13 protein-coding genes are annotated in these 14,478 nt (G+C 70.9%); 10 read left to right on the plus strand and 3 right to left on the minus strand.

Annotated elements, in window-relative coordinates; genetic code table 11:
* Nucleotides 1–353 precede the first annotated feature (353 nt).
* The 3 genes from aceE (at nt 354) to ABZS64_RS32940 (ending at nt 4,932) form a co-directional block, all read left to right on the plus strand.
* Entirely contained in the window at nt 354–3,023 is a 2,670-nt protein-coding gene (gene aceE, locus ABZS64_RS32930; RefSeq protein ID WP_355837631.1) for a pyruvate dehydrogenase (acetyl-transferring), homodimeric type, read from the plus strand.
* Between the two features lie 105 nt (nt 3,024–3,128).
* Nucleotides 3,129–3,947, plus strand: a complete 819-nt coding sequence (locus tag ABZS64_RS32935; protein WP_355837633.1) for a MerR family transcriptional regulator — start codon at nt 3,129–3,131, stop codon at nt 3,945–3,947.
* A 19-nt stretch (nt 3,948–3,966) separates the two neighbouring features.
* Nucleotides 3,967–4,932 carry a WYL domain-containing protein gene (locus tag ABZS64_RS32940; RefSeq protein WP_355837635.1) on the plus strand — a complete coding sequence of 322 codons (966 nt, stop codon included), beginning with the start codon at nt 3,967–3,969 and terminating at the stop codon, nt 4,930–4,932.
* Here the strand turns inward: ABZS64_RS32940 and ABZS64_RS32945 are convergent.
* Nucleotides 4,923–5,861: an SDR family oxidoreductase gene (locus ABZS64_RS32945; protein WP_355837637.1), complete on the minus strand. Its 939-nt coding sequence runs from the start codon at nt 5,859–5,861 to the stop codon at nt 4,923–4,925. The two genes, ABZS64_RS32940 and ABZS64_RS32945, sit on opposite strands and share 10 nt — an antisense overlap.
* A gap of 122 nt (nt 5,862–5,983) precedes the next feature.
* Here ABZS64_RS32945 and ABZS64_RS32950 point away from each other — a divergent pair, with 122 nt between their 5' ends.
* On the plus strand, nt 5,984–6,505 hold the full coding sequence (locus ABZS64_RS32950) for a DUF4240 domain-containing protein (protein ID WP_355837656.1): 522 nt from the start codon (nt 5,984–5,986) through the stop codon (nt 6,503–6,505).
* A 52-nt stretch (nt 6,506–6,557) separates the two neighbouring features.
* Here the strand turns inward: ABZS64_RS32950 and ABZS64_RS32955 are convergent, their stop codons facing one another.
* Complete coding sequence (locus ABZS64_RS32955) at nt 6,558–7,055, minus strand: GNAT family N-acetyltransferase (RefSeq protein WP_355837639.1); 498 nt, start codon at nt 7,053–7,055, stop codon at nt 6,558–6,560.
* Nucleotides 7,056–7,093: 38 nt separating this feature from the next.
* On the opposite strand from ABZS64_RS32955, the gene ABZS64_RS32960 reads away from it, so the two are divergent.
* Together ABZS64_RS32960 and ABZS64_RS32965 are read left to right on the plus strand one after the other, a co-directional pair.
* Entirely contained in the window at nt 7,094–7,990 is an 897-nt protein-coding gene (locus ABZS64_RS32960) for a TIGR01777 family oxidoreductase (protein ID WP_355837641.1), read from the plus strand.
* 182 nt (nt 7,991–8,172) lie between these two features.
* Nucleotides 8,173–9,522 carry an NAD(P)/FAD-dependent oxidoreductase gene (locus ABZS64_RS32965; RefSeq protein WP_355837643.1) on the plus strand — a complete coding sequence of 450 codons (1,350 nt, stop codon included), beginning with the start codon at nt 8,173–8,175 and terminating at the stop codon, nt 9,520–9,522.
* A 109-nt stretch (nt 9,523–9,631) separates the two neighbouring features.
* Here ABZS64_RS32965 and ABZS64_RS32970 read toward each other — a convergent pair whose 3' ends face one another.
* Complete coding sequence (locus tag ABZS64_RS32970) at nt 9,632–11,077, minus strand: regulator (protein ID WP_355837645.1); 1,446 nt, start codon at nt 11,075–11,077, stop codon at nt 9,632–9,634.
* 228 nt (nt 11,078–11,305) lie between these two features.
* On the opposite strand from ABZS64_RS32970, the gene lipB reads away from it, so the two are divergent.
* From lipB to ABZS64_RS32990, 4 genes are all read left to right on the plus strand, one after another.
* A complete protein-coding gene (gene lipB, locus ABZS64_RS32975; RefSeq protein WP_355837647.1) occupies nt 11,306–12,115 on the plus strand; it encodes a lipoyl(octanoyl) transferase LipB in 810 nt (269 codons plus the stop codon).
* Nucleotides 12,116–12,217: 102 nt separating this feature from the next.
* The gene (lipA, locus tag ABZS64_RS32980) at nt 12,218–13,183 is read left to right on the plus strand and encodes a lipoyl synthase (RefSeq protein ID WP_355837649.1); all 966 of its coding nucleotides are present in this window, start codon (nt 12,218–12,220) and stop codon (nt 13,181–13,183) included.
* Between the two features lie 312 nt (nt 13,184–13,495).
* Entirely contained in the window at nt 13,496–13,705 is a 210-nt protein-coding gene (locus tag ABZS64_RS32985; protein ID WP_355837651.1) for a hypothetical protein, read from the plus strand.
* Nucleotides 13,706–13,724: 19 nt separating this feature from the next.
* On the plus strand, nt 13,725–14,432 hold the full coding sequence (locus tag ABZS64_RS32990; RefSeq protein ID WP_355837653.1) for a DUF4191 domain-containing protein: 708 nt from the start codon (nt 13,725–13,727) through the stop codon (nt 14,430–14,432).
* Nucleotides 14,433–14,478: the final 46 nt, after the last annotated feature.

Below are 14,478 nucleotides of genomic sequence, written 5' to 3' on the forward strand. Positions count from 1 at the left end.
GCGCGCCGCGAAGCGGGGCGCAGCACGGCCGGGGGCTCCGCCGGCGGCGGAGGACGCGCGCGAAGCGCGTACGAGGTCTGGGGGCCTGCCCCAGGGCGCGTCGCGAAGCGGGCGCGCCGCGCGGCCGGGGCGCAGCCCCACGCGGCGGAGCAGCAAAGTACCCCTTACGCCCCGTTTCGCGGCGGCACCCTGTGCCCCATTTCGCGGCACTGGATGCCAATTTCCCGCCAAGCTTTGATCGATCATCGATCAGGGACTTACAGTCGACATCGGGTCCACCGACCCGTCGCCCTGTCCTGCCAGACAAGGCCCCCCCTTTTCTCCACCCCCCTCCTGTCCGGAAGGCGGCGATCATGACCGACCCCGTAGGCAAGCTTCCGAGCGAGCTCGACCAGCTCCCGGACCGCGACGCCGAGGAAACCGCCGAGTGGGCGGCGTCCCTCGACGCCGTCACCGAGCACGCAGGACCGCACCGCGCCGCGTATCTGATGCGCCGCACCCTCCAGCACGCCGAGACGGCCGGGGTTCCCGTGCCGCGGCTGCTGGAGACGGACTACGTCAACACCATCCCCACCTCCGCCGAGCCCGCGTTCGACGGCGACGAGGCGATGGAAGCCCGCATCACCGCGTGGAACCGCTGGAACGCGGCCGCGATGGTCACCCGCGGCTCCCGCTTCGGCGTCGGCGGCCACATCGCCACCTTCGCCTCCGCGGCCTGGCTCTACGAGACCGGCTTCAACCACTTCTTCCGCGGCAAGGAGGGCGACGGCAGCGGCGACCAGCTCTACATCCAGGGCCACGCCTCGCCCGGCATCTACGCCCGCGCCTTCCTCGACGGCCGTCTGAGCGAGCAGCAGCTCGACCACTTCCGCCAGGAGGCGGGCGGCAACGGCCTCCCGTCCTACCCGCACCCGCGGCGCCTGCCCTGGCTGTGGGAGTTCCCCACCGTCTCCATGGGCCTCGGTCCGCTCTCCGCGATCTACCAGGCGCGCTTCAACCGCTATCTGCACAACCGCGGGATCAAGGACACAGCCAACTCGCACGTATGGGCCTTCCTCGGCGACGGCGAGATGGACGAGCCCGAGTCGACCGCGGCCCTCGCGCTCGCGTCGCGTGAGCGGCTCGACAACCTGACCTTCGTCATCAACTGCAACCTGCAGCGCCTCGACGGCCCGGTCCGCGCCAACTTCAAGATCGTGCAGGAGCTGGAGGCCCAGTTCCGCGGCGCCGGCTGGAATGTCGTCAAGTCGCTCTGGGGCTCCGCCTGGGACGAGCTGTTCCAGCTCGACACGACGGGCGCGCTGGTGCGCCGCCTGCGCGAGGTCCCGGACGCGCAGTTCCAGACGTACGCCACCCGCGACGTCGCGTACATCCGCGAGCACTTCTTCGGCGCCGAGCCCGCGCTCGTCGAGCTGTCGAAGCTGCTGAGCGACGCGAAGATCGCCGAGTGCTTCTACGCCTCCCGCGGCGGCCACGAGGCCCGCAAGGTGTACGCGGCGTACCGCGCGGCCGTCGAGCACAAGGGCGCGCCGACCGTGATCCTGGCGCAGACGGTGAAGGGCTACACGCTCGGCAAGGGCTTCGAGTCCAAGAACGCCAACCACCAGATGAAGAAGCTGACGATCGACGAGTTCAAGGGCATGCGTGATCTGCTCGGACTCCCGATCGCGGACAGCGCGTTCGCCGACGGCCTGGTGCCCTACGGCCACCCCGGCGCCGGCTCCGCCGAGGTCCGCTACCTCCAGGAGCGCCGTGCCGCCCTCGGCGGCCCGGCCCCGGCACGCCGGGTGCACGCAGTGGCGCTGCCCGCCCCCGAGGAGCGTGGCTTCAAGGCGCTCGAAAAGGGCTCAGGCAAGCAGGAGATGGCCACCACGATGGCCTTCGTACGCCTGGTCAAGGACCTGATGCGGGACAAGGAGACCGGCAGGCGCTGGGTCCCGATCGTCCCCGACGAGGCCCGCACCTTCGGTATGGAGTCGCTCTTCCCGTCGGCCGGTATCTACTCCCCGCTGGGCCAGACGTACGAGCCGGTCGACCGCGACCAGCTGATGTACTACAAGGAAGCCAAGGACGGCCAGATCCTCAACGAGGGGATCACCGAGGCCGGGGCCATGGCCGACTTCATCGCCGCCTCGACGTCGTACGCGACGCACGGCGAGCCGATGATCCCCTTCTACATCTTCTACTCGATGTTCGGCTGGCAGCGCACGGCCGACCAGATGTGGCAGCTCGCCGACCAGCTCGGCAAGGGCTTCATCGTCGGCGCGACGGCCGGTCGTACGACGCTGACCGGCGAGGGCCTGCAACACGCGGACGGCCACTCGCACCTGATCGCGTCCACGAACCCGGCGTCGCTCAACTACGACCCGGCCTTCGCGTACGAGATCTCCGTCATCGTCAAGGACGGTCTGCGCAGGATGTACGGCCCCGAGGCCGAGAACGTCTTCTACTACCTGACCGTCTACAACGAGCCGAAGGTGCAGCCCGCGATGCCGGAGGGCGTCGAGGGGGGCATCCTGCGCGGTCTCTACCGCTTCAAGGAGGGCGTGGCCGCTACCGCCGACGCCCCGCGGCTCCAGCTGCTTGCCTCGGGCACGGCGATCCACTGGGCGCTCGAGGCACAGGAACTGCTCGGCTCCGACTGGGGAGTTGCGGCCGACGTCTGGTCCGCGACCTCCTGGGGCGAGCTGCGCCGGGACGCGCTGGAGGCCGACGAGGCCCTCTTCCGCGGCGAGCAGCGCACTCCGTACGTCACTCAGGCGCTGGAGGGCGCTCCGGGCCCGGTCCTGGCGGTGTCCGACTGGATGCGCCAGGTCCCGGACCAGATCAGCCAGTGGGTCGAGCAGGACTACTCCTCGCTCGGCACGGACGGCTTCGGTCTGTCGGACACGCGTGAGGCGGCCAGGCGCCACTTCGGTGTCGACCCGCAGTCGATCGTGGTCGCCGCCCTGGCGCAGCTGGCCCGGCGCGGTGAGGTCCCGGCCTCGGCCGTGAAGGAGGCGCGCGAGCGCTACGGCCTGTAAGTCCTCTATTGGGTACGAACCCCCGGTGGCCCGACGGCCGCCGGGGGTTCGTCGTGGGTGATGCTTGACCCTGACACCGTGTGAAGGCCTGCACTGGGGGACGTCATGTTCACCATCGGAGACTTCGCCAGGCACGGCCGTGTGTCGGCCCGCATGTTGCGTCACTACGACGCGATCGGGCTGCTGCGCCCCGAGCGCACCGACCCTTTCAGCGGCTACCGCTACTACGCGGCGGCCCAGCTCGCCCAGCTCAACCGCATCATCGCCCTCAAGGATCTCGGCTTCACGCTGCAACAGGTGCAGGAAATCCTGGAGGGCAAGGTGAGCACCGAGGAGCTGCGCGGGATGCTCTCGTTGCGGCGGGCGGAGCTGGAGGCGGCGATGGCCGAGGCGGCCGCGAGGCTTTCCCAGGTCGAGGCGAGGCTCCGGTCGATCGAGAGCGAGGGGCGCATGCCCACCGAGGACGTCATCATCAAGAGCATCCCCACGGTACGGGTGGCCGAACTGACGGCCGTTGCCGCCGGTTACGGACCCGAGCACATCGGGCCGGTCATCAGCCCGCTGTACGAGGAGCTGTTCCGGCGCGTGGAGGCGGCGGGCGTCACGCCGACGGGACCCGGCATCGCGTACTACGAGGACGCGCCCGGGGGCGACGGCGCGATCCTGGTGCACGCGGGAGTGACGGTCGCCGCCGGTCCGCAGCCCGGCTACGACTTCGAGATCGTCGACCTGCCCGCCGTCGAGCGGGCGGCGACGATCGTGCACCGCGGCCCGATGGACGCCGTCATGCCGACGGCCCAGAACCTGGCCCGCTGGATCGACGCGGGCGGCCACCGTTCGGCGGGCTATGCGCGCGAGGTCAGCCTGGAATGCCCGGCGGACCGAGAGAATTGGGTGACGGAGCTGCAGGAGCCCCTCGCCTGACCTCCGTCATCATGGAGTCATGCGCGCTGCCCGGCTGATCAAGATGGTTCTGCTCCTCCAGGCCAGGCCCTCGATGACCGGGGCCGAGCTGGCACGCGAGCTGGAAGTGTCGGAGCGGACCATCACCCGGGACGCCCTGGCGCTGTCGGAGGCCGGGGTCCCGGTCTACGCCGACCGCGGCCGGGCCGGTGGCTACCGCCTCGTCGGCGGCTACCGGACCCGGCTCACCGGGCTCGGCCGCAGTGAGGCCGAGGCCCTGTTCCTGTCCGGACTCCCGGGCGCGCTGCGGGAGATGGGCCTTCAGGACGCGGCGTCCGCGGCCCGCCTGAAGGTGTCCGCGGCGCTGCTGCCCTCACTGCGGGACGCCTCACAGAGTGCGGCGCAGCGCTTTCATCTCGATGCCCCGGGCTGGTACCAGGAGCCGCAGACGCCGGAGCTGCTTCCCGCCGTAGCCGAGGCCGTGTGGGACGACCGCCGGATCAAGGCCCGCTACCGGCGCCAGGACACCGAGGTGGAGCGGGAGTTGGAGCCGTACGGACTCGTGCTCAAGGCGGGCGTCTGGTATCTGTGCGCCCGCGCCGACACGGCCTTCCGGGTGTACCGGATCGACCGTTTCACGGCGGTGGACCTGGACGGGCAGCTCTTCGAGCGTGACGAGGAGTTCGACCTGCCCGCGTTCTGGGGGGAGCGCGCGGCACAGTTCGCGCGCTCCATCCTCCGCGCCGAGGTGGTGCTCCGGCTCACCGAGGAGGGCGTGCGCCGCCTGCCGTACGTCACGGACCGGGTGGCGGCCCGTGAGGCGCTGGCGGCCGCCGAACCGCCGGACGGGCAGGGCCGGGTGACGCTCACTCTGCCGGTGGAGTCCCATCAGGTGGCGTACGGGCAGCTGTTCGCGCTGGGACCCCATGTGGAAGTGCTGGAACCGGCGGAGCTGCGCACCCTGTTCGCCGAGTCGGCGGAAGCGGCCGCACAGCTCTACCGGTAGTCGTCCATGGACGGCTTGTCCCCGGCCTTCTCCGGGGCCTCCGCCGCCTTCTCGGCCATGATGTACGCCCAGACGTCCGGGCGGCTGCCGTCCGCGTCCGTGACGCCGTACTCTCTCGCCAGCTCACCGCTGGAGAGCGACTGCCCGTTCCAGCGGGCCCGCTCCGGATCGGCGGCGAGCGCCGCGACTCCCCGGCCGAGATAGAGGGGCGACTCGGACAGCGCCCAGTGCGGCTGCTTGTCGATCCCGTCGCGCCAGGTCTCCTCGGTGAGGCCGAAGATGTCGAGCATCTCCTCGGAGCGGATGAAGCCCGGGGTGACCGCCACGGCCGTGGCGCCCACGCTCTTCAGCTCCTCGCCGAGGATGAAGGCCATCCGGATCGGGGCGTTCTTGGCGAGGTCGTAGTAGAAGTTCTCGCGGAAGCCCTTGTTCGTCTCTGCCGTGCCGTCGGTGACCTCGATGACCAGACCGCCGGGCTGCTTCACCAGCAGGGGAAGCGCGATGCTGCTGGTGATGATGTGGCTCTTGGCGCCGAGATCGAGCATCCGCAGTCCGCGGTCCAGCTCGACGTCCCACATCTTGGTGTTGAAGTCGAGCAGGAAGTTGCCGCCCCAGATGTCGTTGACGAGGATGTCGAGCCGGCCGTGGTCCCGCTCGATCCGCCCGACCAGCGCCCGTACCTGCCCGGGCTCCAGATGGTCCGTCGGTACGGCGATGCCTTCGCCGCCCGCCGCCGTGACCAGTTCCGCGGTCTCCTCGATGGTCTCCGTCGCCCGGCCGACCTCGCTGACCTGCTCGCGGGTGGTCCTCCCGGTCGCGTAGACGGTCGCGCCCGCGGCGCCCAGCTGTACGGCGATGGCGCGGCCCGCGCCCCGAGTGGCGCCCGCGACCAGTGCGACTTTCCCTGTGAGTGGTGTCTCTGTCGTCATGGGCCGACCGTCGCACGGATACCCGACATCTCCTGTCCGCCATTCATCCGCTCATCGAAAGAGTCAGCATTTCGGCGGCTCCGCGTGCGCAGCCCCTCGCCAACCACGATGCTTGTCCCGTGATGGACGAGACGGAGTTCTGGGAGATCATCGACAGCACGCGCGAGGCCGCCGAGGGCGACCCCGAGGACCACGCCGATCTGCTGGTCGAGCGGCTGCTGCAGCTCGACCCCGACTCCGTGCTGGACTTCGCACGGCACTTCGAGGCCCGCTACAACCGCGCGTACACCTGGGATCTGTGGGGCGCGGCCGCCGTGCTGCTCGGCGGCGCGAGCGACGACGCCTTCGACTACTTCCGCTGCTGGCTGATCGGCCAGGGCCGGGAGATCTTCGAGGGGGCCATGCACGATCCGGATTCGCTCGCCGAGCTGCTCGACGAGTTCGACGAGGACATCGACGGGGACGGCGAGGAGCTGGGGTACGCGGCGGACGAGGCGTACGAGCAGCTGACCGGCGTGGTCGCACCGGATCTGGGAATCCCGCCCCAGGCGGCCGAGCCGATCGGCACGCCGTTCGACTTCGACGACGACGCGGCCCTGGCGCAACGTTTCCCCAAGCTCTGGGAGCGCTTCGGGGAACCGTGACAACCCCCCTGTGCGACAGGCGAGTTGCCCCCATCCCCGCTCACGCCGCCGCCTATACGGTGAGGCTGCGGCCCATCATCACGTCGTCGACGTACTGCCCGTCCAGGTAGAACTCCCCCGGCAGCACGCCCTCGACCGCGAAGCCCTCGGACTCGTACAGCGCCCGCGCCGGCTTGTTGTGGCCGAGCACCCGCAGCGTCATCCGCACCGCGCCCTGGCGCCGCGCCTCGTCGAACGCCGCCCGCAGCAGCGCCCGCCCGATTCCTCGCCCGCGCGCCCGCTCGGCAACGGCGAGGCCCTGGATCTGGCGCACATGCTGGTTGCAGGCGAGCGGGGTGGGCGGGATCAGCCGGATGTAGCCGACGACCGTGCCGTCGGCGCCCTCGGCGACCAGGAAGTGCTCGGGCCGGTGGTTCGAGTCGAAGAACGGGTCGTACGGGGGCACCGGCCTGGGCTGTACGGCGTGCAGCGGCGACCAGGTGTCCCGGTCGAGCTCGCCAAGAGCTGCGTCGTCGGTGCGGAGTGCGGTACGTATGTGCGACTCGGGCATGGTCGCCACTGTGCCATGCGGCACCGGCGGGGCAGGATGTGCCCATGCGCATCGCGGTCACCGGTTCGACCGGACTCATCGGTACGGCACTCGTACGCTCGCTGCGCTCGGACGGGCACGAGGTGGTGCGCCTGGTGCGCCGCCCCGCGCAGGCCGGGGACGAGGTGGAGTGGGACCCCCGCAGGCAGTACGTGGATGTGGCGGGACTGGTCGGCTGCGAGGGCTTCGTGCATCTCGCGGGCGCCGGCATCGGCGAGCGCCGCTGGAACGACGCGTACCGCAAGGAGCTCAGAGACAGCCGCGTGCTGGGCACGGCCACCGTCGCGGAGGCCCTCGCCACGCTGGACGTGCCGCCGCGGGTGCTGGTCTGCGGCAGCGCGATGGGCTACTACGGCGACACCGGGGACCGCGCGGTGGACGAGAGCGCGCCCCCCGGCGAAGGATTTCTGCCAAACATGGTGGTGGAGTGGGAGGGGGCCGCGGCCCCGGCGCAGGAGGCGGGCATCCGGACGGCCTTCGCCCGCACCGGGCTCGTGGTGTCGCGCAAGGGCGGGGCGTGGGGCCGGATGTTCCCCTTGTTCAAGGCCGGTCTCGGCGGACGGCTCGGCAACGGCAGGCAGTACTGGAGCTTCATCTCGCTGCACGACGAGATCGCGGCGCTGCGGCACCTCCTCGATACGGAGTCGCTGTCGGGTCCCTTCAATCTCACGGCTCCGGACCCGGTCACCAATCGCGAGGTCACGGCAGCGATGGGCCGCGCGCTGCACCGGCCTACGGTCTTCGCGGTCCCGGCCCCGGCGCTGCGGATCGTGCTCGGCGGGCTGGCCGGGGACGTGCTGAGCAGCGCACGGGTGCTGCCGAAGCGGCTGCTGGAGTCGGGCTTCTCGTTCGCGTTCCCGGGCATCGACGAGGCGATCGGCGCGGCTCTGCGCTAGGGCGGTGCGGGGTCAGGGGCCAAGGAGGAAAGGCCTGTGCGCCCCCGCGCACCGGTGCTCCATAGCATGCGCGACTCGCGCTTCGGCCACGGCTGCCTAGTCTCGGTCCGAACTCGGGTATTCCGGGGGCCTGTTGGGGGCATGACCCTCCCACCAGCCGCGCCGACCTCGGGGAGGGGCACGTGCTCAGCAGCACCGCTCACCATGCGGACGTCGTCATCGTCGGGGCCGGGATCGCCGGTCTCTCGGCAGCTCATCAACTCAGCCGCGCAGGCCTCACGGTCAGCGTTCTGGAGGCCGCCCACGAGGTGGGCGGCCGGATGGCCACCGAGGAGTTCGACGGTTTCCGGCTCGACCGCATCGGCCAGTTGCTCAACACTTCGTATCCCGAACTGCGCCGCACCGCCGGGCTCGGGGATGTCGTCCTGCGGCCGTTCTCACCGGGTGTGCTCGTGCACAGCGGGGGACGGCTGCAGCGCACCGGTGAAGTGGTCCGGCGGACCGGCGAACCCGGGGGCGCGCGGAGGGGTTCCCCGCACGCCCTCAGGGGCGTAGGGGGAGCATTCACAGTCGCGCGCGCCCTAGCGAGCGCCCCCAGGCCGCTGGACCAGGCACGGCTCGGTGCGTCCCTGGCCCGCCTCGCGGCCACGCCGGTGGAACGCCTGCTCGCACGCCCCGAGCGGGCCACGGCAGGATCGCTCTGCGCCCGCGGGCTGCCGGCGCGTACGGTCCACGGCTTCCTGCGCCCCCTGCTCTCCACGCTGCTCTGCGACCCGGCGCTCACCACCTCGAGCCGGTGCGCCGATCTCGCGCTGCGCGGCTTCGCACGAGGCCTGATGTGCGTGCCGGAGGGCGGCGCCGCGGCCCTGCCCCGGCAGCTGGCGGCCGCGCTGCCGCCGGGCACCGTCCACACCGGGATCCGCGTCACGGACGCCTCCATCAACCGGATCAGGACCGAGGAGTACGGCGAACTCCGCTGCCGTGCCCTGGTGCTGGCCACCGGCGCCCGCGCGGCGGCCCAGCTGCTGCCGGGCCTGCGGGTGCCGCCGTTCCACCCGGTGACGGTGCTGCACCACACCGCGCCGAGGGCGCCGCTCGCCGACCCGGCCCTCGTACTGGACGCGGACCGCGGCGGCCCCGTCTCGCACACCGCCGTGATGAGCGAGGTCGACCCCTCGCGGGCACCGGCCGGCCGGGTGCTGATCTCCTCGACGGTGCTGGGGACTCCCCCGCCGTATCTGGACCGCAGGGTCCGCGCTCATCTCGCCACGCTGTACGGCACGCCGACCGACGACTGGGAACTGCTCTCGGTCCACCACGACCCGGAGGCGGTCCCGGCGATGCCCCCGCCCCACGACCTGCGCCGCCCGGTGCGGCTGCTGTCCGGTCTGTACGTGTGCGGGGACCACCGCGACACGAGCACGGTGCAGGGCGCGCTGTTCTCGGGAAGGAGGGCGGCGGACGCGATCCTGCGCGACTTCGGCGTCCAGTCGGCGTCGGACGAGGCGGCCGCGCTCTCGGCGGTCGCCTAACAGTTGGGGCTCCGCCCCGCGGCGGAGCCCCGGGGCCAGGGCGTGTTGTGAAAGTACCTCCTGGCCCGCGACGCCTGCCGGGCGGACGGAGCTACTTTCACAACACGCCCTAGCCCAGCGCAGCGACCCGGTCGCGGTAGTTCCGGACCGCCGCCGCGTCCCGGTACGGCTCCAGACGGCGCTCGAATTCCCGTACGTACTCCACCGCCCGCGCCGACCGCATCTCCGAAGCCTGCAATGCCGCCTCCGCCCCCAGCGCGCACGCCTGGTCCAGTTCGCCCAGGCCGAGCCGGGCGGAGGCGAGCACCACCCGGCAGAACAGGCGGCTGCGCGCGAACGCCGGGGCGCGCAGCTGGAGCGAGCGCTCCGCATGCTGCACCGCCGAGCGGTACTGCTGCAGATCCCGGTGGCAGTGCCCGAACTCGTCCGCCAGCTGCGCCTCGTCGAAGAAGCGCGCCCAGTGCGGCACATCGTCCCCCGGCCGCGCCGTCTCCAGCGCCCGCTCGGCCCGCACCAGCGCGGCGGTGCACGCCCGCACCTCGCCGAGCACCCCGTGCCCGCGCGCCTCCACGGAGTGCAGCAGCGCCTGCACCACCGGCGGCGCCGACGAGCCCACGCCCTGCTGGGCGACGCGGGTCAGCTGGACCGCCTCGCGCCCGTGCCCGAGGTAAACCGCCTGGCGGCTCATGGTGACCAGCACATACGAGCCGTACGCCCGGTCCCCCGCGGCCTGTGAGAGCCGCAGCGCCTGGACGAAGTAGCGCTGGGCGAGTCCGTGCGCCGCGATGTCGTACGAGGTCCAGCCCGCCAGCCGCGTCAGATCCGCGGCCGCGGCGAACAGCCGCCGCCCGGTCACCTCCCCGTAGGTGCCGCGCAGCATCGGCTCGGCCTCGTGCTCCAAGTAGCGCATCAGGGCCTGCCGGGCGTGCCCGCCGCCGTAGGCGTGGTCGAGGGTGCGAAAGAGCTCGCCGACCGAGCGCAGCGCCGCGATGTCGCCGCTGGAGACCTTCTGCCCGGGCCCCCGGTCGGTGCCGCGCTGGCGGGGGACGGCGGTCCTGCCCTGCAGGGGGACGCGGGCGGTGCCGTTGTGCCCCGCTTCTCCCCGGCTGACCCGCTCGTCGGCCCGGCCGATCAGCCAGTCCCGGCTCGGGACCACCAGACCGGCCGGGGTGAAGGCGATCTTGCGCAGCTCCGCATGGCTGCCGGAGTCCTTGCGCCACAGCCCGCCGACGATGTCCACGGCCTCCTCGGGCGTGGCCGCGAACTCCAGACCGGCGTAGACGGGAGCACAGGCGTCGAGCCCCAGGTCCTGCGCCGACAGCCGGCGGCCGAGCCGCCGTGTGAACACCTCGGCGATCAGCGCGGGCGTCGTGCCGCGAGGCTGCTGACCGCGCAGCCAGCGGGTCACGGACGTCTTGTCGTAGCGCAGATCGAGTCCATGCTCGAGACCGAGCTGGTCCACTCGGCGGGCAAGTCCTGCGTTGGAGAATCCGGCTTCTGCGATGAGCGCGGCGAGCTGTCGGTTGGGGATGCGCTGAGGGGGTCGTTCCGTCATCAGCTGTGCGGTCTCCTGCCTTCCGGGCCGGGGAGCAGCCCACATGGAACGGCGTGAATTTAGCGGCACTTCCCACCCTGACCGCCACCTTCGCCCCACATTCATCCGATCGTGTGAGGATTGGGGGCGCCGCTGACGGGACATCCCTGCCCGGCCGCCCTCCCGGGGGCCGCCGTACAGTGGCTGGGCGTGATAAGTGCAGGCTGAAGGTTCTAGGGAGGCACAGCCGTGAGTGAGCTGCGGTTCGTCCATCTGGGGTTCGGCGACGAAGCCGTCGAGTACCAGCAGGCGTGGCAGAAGCAGCGCGAGGTCCACGCCGCCCGCTTCGCCGACGAGATCGAGGACACCTGCCTGCTGCTCGAGCACCCGCCGGTGTATACGGCCGGGCGGCGTACGGCGGACAGCGAGCGTCCCCTCGACGGCACCCCCGTCGTCGACGTCGACCGCGGCGGCAAGATCACCTGGCACGGCCCCGGCCAGCTGGTCGGCTACCCGATCCTGAAGCTCCCGCGTCCGGTGGATGTCATCGCGCATGTCCGCAGGCTCGAGGACGCGCTGATCCTCACGTGCGCCGACTTCGGCCTGGAGACCAGCCGGGTCGAGGGCCGCAGCGGTGTCTGGGTGCTGGGCGACCCGGTGGAGCAGCGCCCGGCGATCGGCGGTCTCTCGCTCGACTTCGACCCGCGACTGCAGGACGACGAGTTCGACCCGCGGATGAACGGCCCGGAGTACGCGCCGTCCAACGCCGGCCAGCGCCGCGAGGACCGCAAGCTCGCGGCGATCGGTATCCGTATCGCCAAGGGCGTCTCGATGCACGGCTTCGCGCTCAATGTGAACCCGGACAACACCTGGTTCGACCGGATCGTGCCCTGCGGGATCCGGGACGCGGGCGTGGCCTCGCTGGCGAACGAGCTGGGCCGCGACATCACGATCGCGGAGGTGCTCCCCGTACTGGAGAAGCACCTGCGCGAGGTGGTCGAGCACGCGGACCTGAAGCCGCGCGAGATCGAGCGCGAGGCGGAGAAGGCGTCCGTCTGAGGAATGCGGCCGTCCGGCCGCAGGTTGGCCAGACGTAAAGCCGTACGAATTACGGGCGTACCCTGGTGTTCGCCGAAGAATCGAAGCTGTAGGGAGCCGGTCGTGTCCGCAGTCGCACCCGACGGACGCAAGATGCTGCGCCTGGAGGTCCGGAACAGCCAGACCCCCATCGAGCGCAAGCCCGAGTGGATCAAGACCCGGGCGAAGATGGGCCCCGAGTACACGCAGATGCAGAAGCTCGTGAAGAGCGAGGGTCTGCACACCGTGTGCCAGGAAGCCGGCTGTCCGAACATCTACGAATGCTGGGAGGACCGCGAGGCCACCTTCCTCATCGGCGGCGACCAGTGCACCCGGCGCTGCGACTTCTGCCAGATCGACACGGGCAAGCCACAGGCGCTGGACCGTGACGAGCCGCGCCGCGTGGGCGAGTCGGTCGTCACGATGGACCTGAACTACGCCACCATCACCGGCGTCGCGCGCGACGACCTGGAGGACGGCGGCGCCTGGCTGTATGCGGAGACCGTGCGCCAGATCCACTCGATGACGTCGGAGCGCGACGCCGGCCGCACCAAGGTCGAGCTCCTCATCCCCGACTTCAACGCGGTGCCCGAGCAGCTGGCCGAGGTCTTCTCCTCCCGCCCCGAGGTGCTCGCGCACAATGTCGAGACCGTGCCGCGGATCTTCAAGAGGATCCGCCCCGGTTTCCGTTACGAGCGCTCGCTCGAGGTCATCACGCGCGCCCGTGAGGCGGGTCTGGTCACCAAGTCGAACCTCATCCTGGGCATGGGCGAGGAGCGCGAGGAAGTCAGCGAGGCGCTGCGGCACCTGCACGACGCGGGTTGCGAACTCATCACCATCACGCAGTATCTGCGTCCTTCCGTACGCCACCACCCCGTCGAGCGCTGGGTGAAGCCGCACGAGTTCGTGGAGCTGAAGGAGGAGGCCGAGGAGATCGGCTTCTCCGGTGTGATGTCGGGCCCGCTGGTCCGTTCCTCGTACCGCGCGGGACGCCTGTACCAGCAGGCGATGGACCGCCGCGGCGCGGCGGTGGCCAGCCCGGCGGTCTGATCACAGGCTGTGTGAATTCAGGCACAAGCAACTACTGCCGAGTAACGGCAAGTTGGACGCGGCTCATACTCCCCCGCAGGTCGGGGCGGCGTACGGGCCGCGTCAGTCTTTTGGGCGCGTGAGTAAAGGTTTCATCGGTGTTTGACCCCGGAGTCACGCCCTGGTAACACCAATCAGTGACGCTGGCTCTACGCACAGCACGCACCACCCCCGATTCACGCCGCACGCACCACCCCGATCAACCCCGCCGATTCACCCCGCACCCCCCGCACCGTCCGCTCCACGATCCTCACCCCGAGGGGGACCTCCACCATGCAGGCCGCGCCGGTTCGTCCCGTACGCGCAAACGCCATCCCGTCCGTCACCGATGCTCTGCGCGCCATGGAGTCGCTGCTTCTGCGCAGCGGGCAGCGCACGGCCCGCAGGAACGCCTGGACCGCCGTCCTCGAGGACCGGCGAAGGGCCAAGGACCGGGTCGAGGCACAGCATGTACTGGAGGCCGTGGCGGGTCGCACTTCCTAGGCCACGTAAACTTCCAGACATGGCGAGGAAGGCAAACTCAGACAGCGTTGACGCTGCTGCGAACCCCGGGCGACTGAAGCAGATCGCCCTGACGTACAAGATGACCCGAAAGGCCGACCCGAAGGTCGGTCTTGTCGTCGCGGCTGTGGGAATCGTCACCTTCGGTGTCTTCCTCGCGATCGGTTTCTTGATCGACCACCCCATTTATCTGGGCATCCTCGGATTCCTGCTGGCCTTCCTCGCGATGGCGATCGTCTTCGGACGCCGCGCCGAGCGGGCGGCCTTCGGGCAGATGGAGGGCCAGCCGGGCGCGGCGGCCGCGGTGCTGCAGAACGTGGGCCGCGGCTGGAGCACGACTCCGGCGGTTGCGATGAACCGCAGCCAGGACGTGGTGCACCGGGCGGTCGGCAAGGCGGGCATCGTGCTGGTGGCCGAGGGCAACCCGAACCGGCTGAAGACACTGCTGGCGGCCGAGAAGAAGAAGATGGCGCGCATCGTGGTGGACGTGCCGGTGCACGACATCATCGTGGGCGACGGCGAGGGCCAGGTGCCGCTGAAGAAGGTGCGCACCACGATGCTCAAGCTGCCGCGCGTGCTCACCGGCCCGCAGGTCACGGCGGCGAACGACCGCCTTCGTGCTATGGGCGACCTCATGAGCAATATGCCGCTGCCGAAGGGTCCGATGCCGAAGGGCATGCGGATGCCGCGCGGCGGAAAGATGCGCTGACCCCCTACGAAACAAGGCGGTGGCCCGGGACCTGAGTCCCGGGCCA

The organism is Streptomyces sp. NPDC005408, from assembly GCF_040606445.1.
GTDB lineage: Bacteria > Actinomycetota > Actinomycetes > Streptomycetales > Streptomycetaceae > Streptomyces.

Bases quoted from the DNA above. Each gene is read 5' to 3' on its own strand.
- ABZS64_RS32990 (WP_355837653.1), top strand. From the start codon at position 13,725: ATGGCGAGGAAGGCAAACTCAGACAGCGTTGACGCTGCTGCGAACCCC.
- ABZS64_RS32970 (WP_355837645.1), bottom strand. From the start codon at position 11,077: ATGACGGAACGACCCCCTCAGCGCATCCCCAACCGACAGCTCGCCGCG.
- ABZS64_RS32950 (WP_355837656.1), top strand. From the start codon at position 5,984: ATGGACGAGACGGAGTTCTGGGAGATCATCGACAGCACGCGCGAGGCC.
- ABZS64_RS32955 (WP_355837639.1), bottom strand. From the start codon at position 7,055: ATGCCCGAGTCGCACATACGTACCGCACTCCGCACCGACGACGCAGCT.
- ABZS64_RS32935 (WP_355837633.1), top strand. From the start codon at position 3,129: ATGTTCACCATCGGAGACTTCGCCAGGCACGGCCGTGTGTCGGCCCGC.
- ABZS64_RS32985 (WP_355837651.1), top strand. From the start codon at position 13,496: ATGCAGGCCGCGCCGGTTCGTCCCGTACGCGCAAACGCCATCCCGTCC.
- ABZS64_RS32945 (WP_355837637.1), bottom strand. From the start codon at position 5,861: ATGACGACAGAGACACCACTCACAGGGAAAGTCGCACTGGTCGCGGGC.
- aceE (WP_355837631.1), top strand. From the start codon at position 354: ATGACCGACCCCGTAGGCAAGCTTCCGAGCGAGCTCGACCAGCTCCCG.
- ABZS64_RS32940 (WP_355837635.1), top strand. From the start codon at position 3,967: ATGCGCGCTGCCCGGCTGATCAAGATGGTTCTGCTCCTCCAGGCCAGG.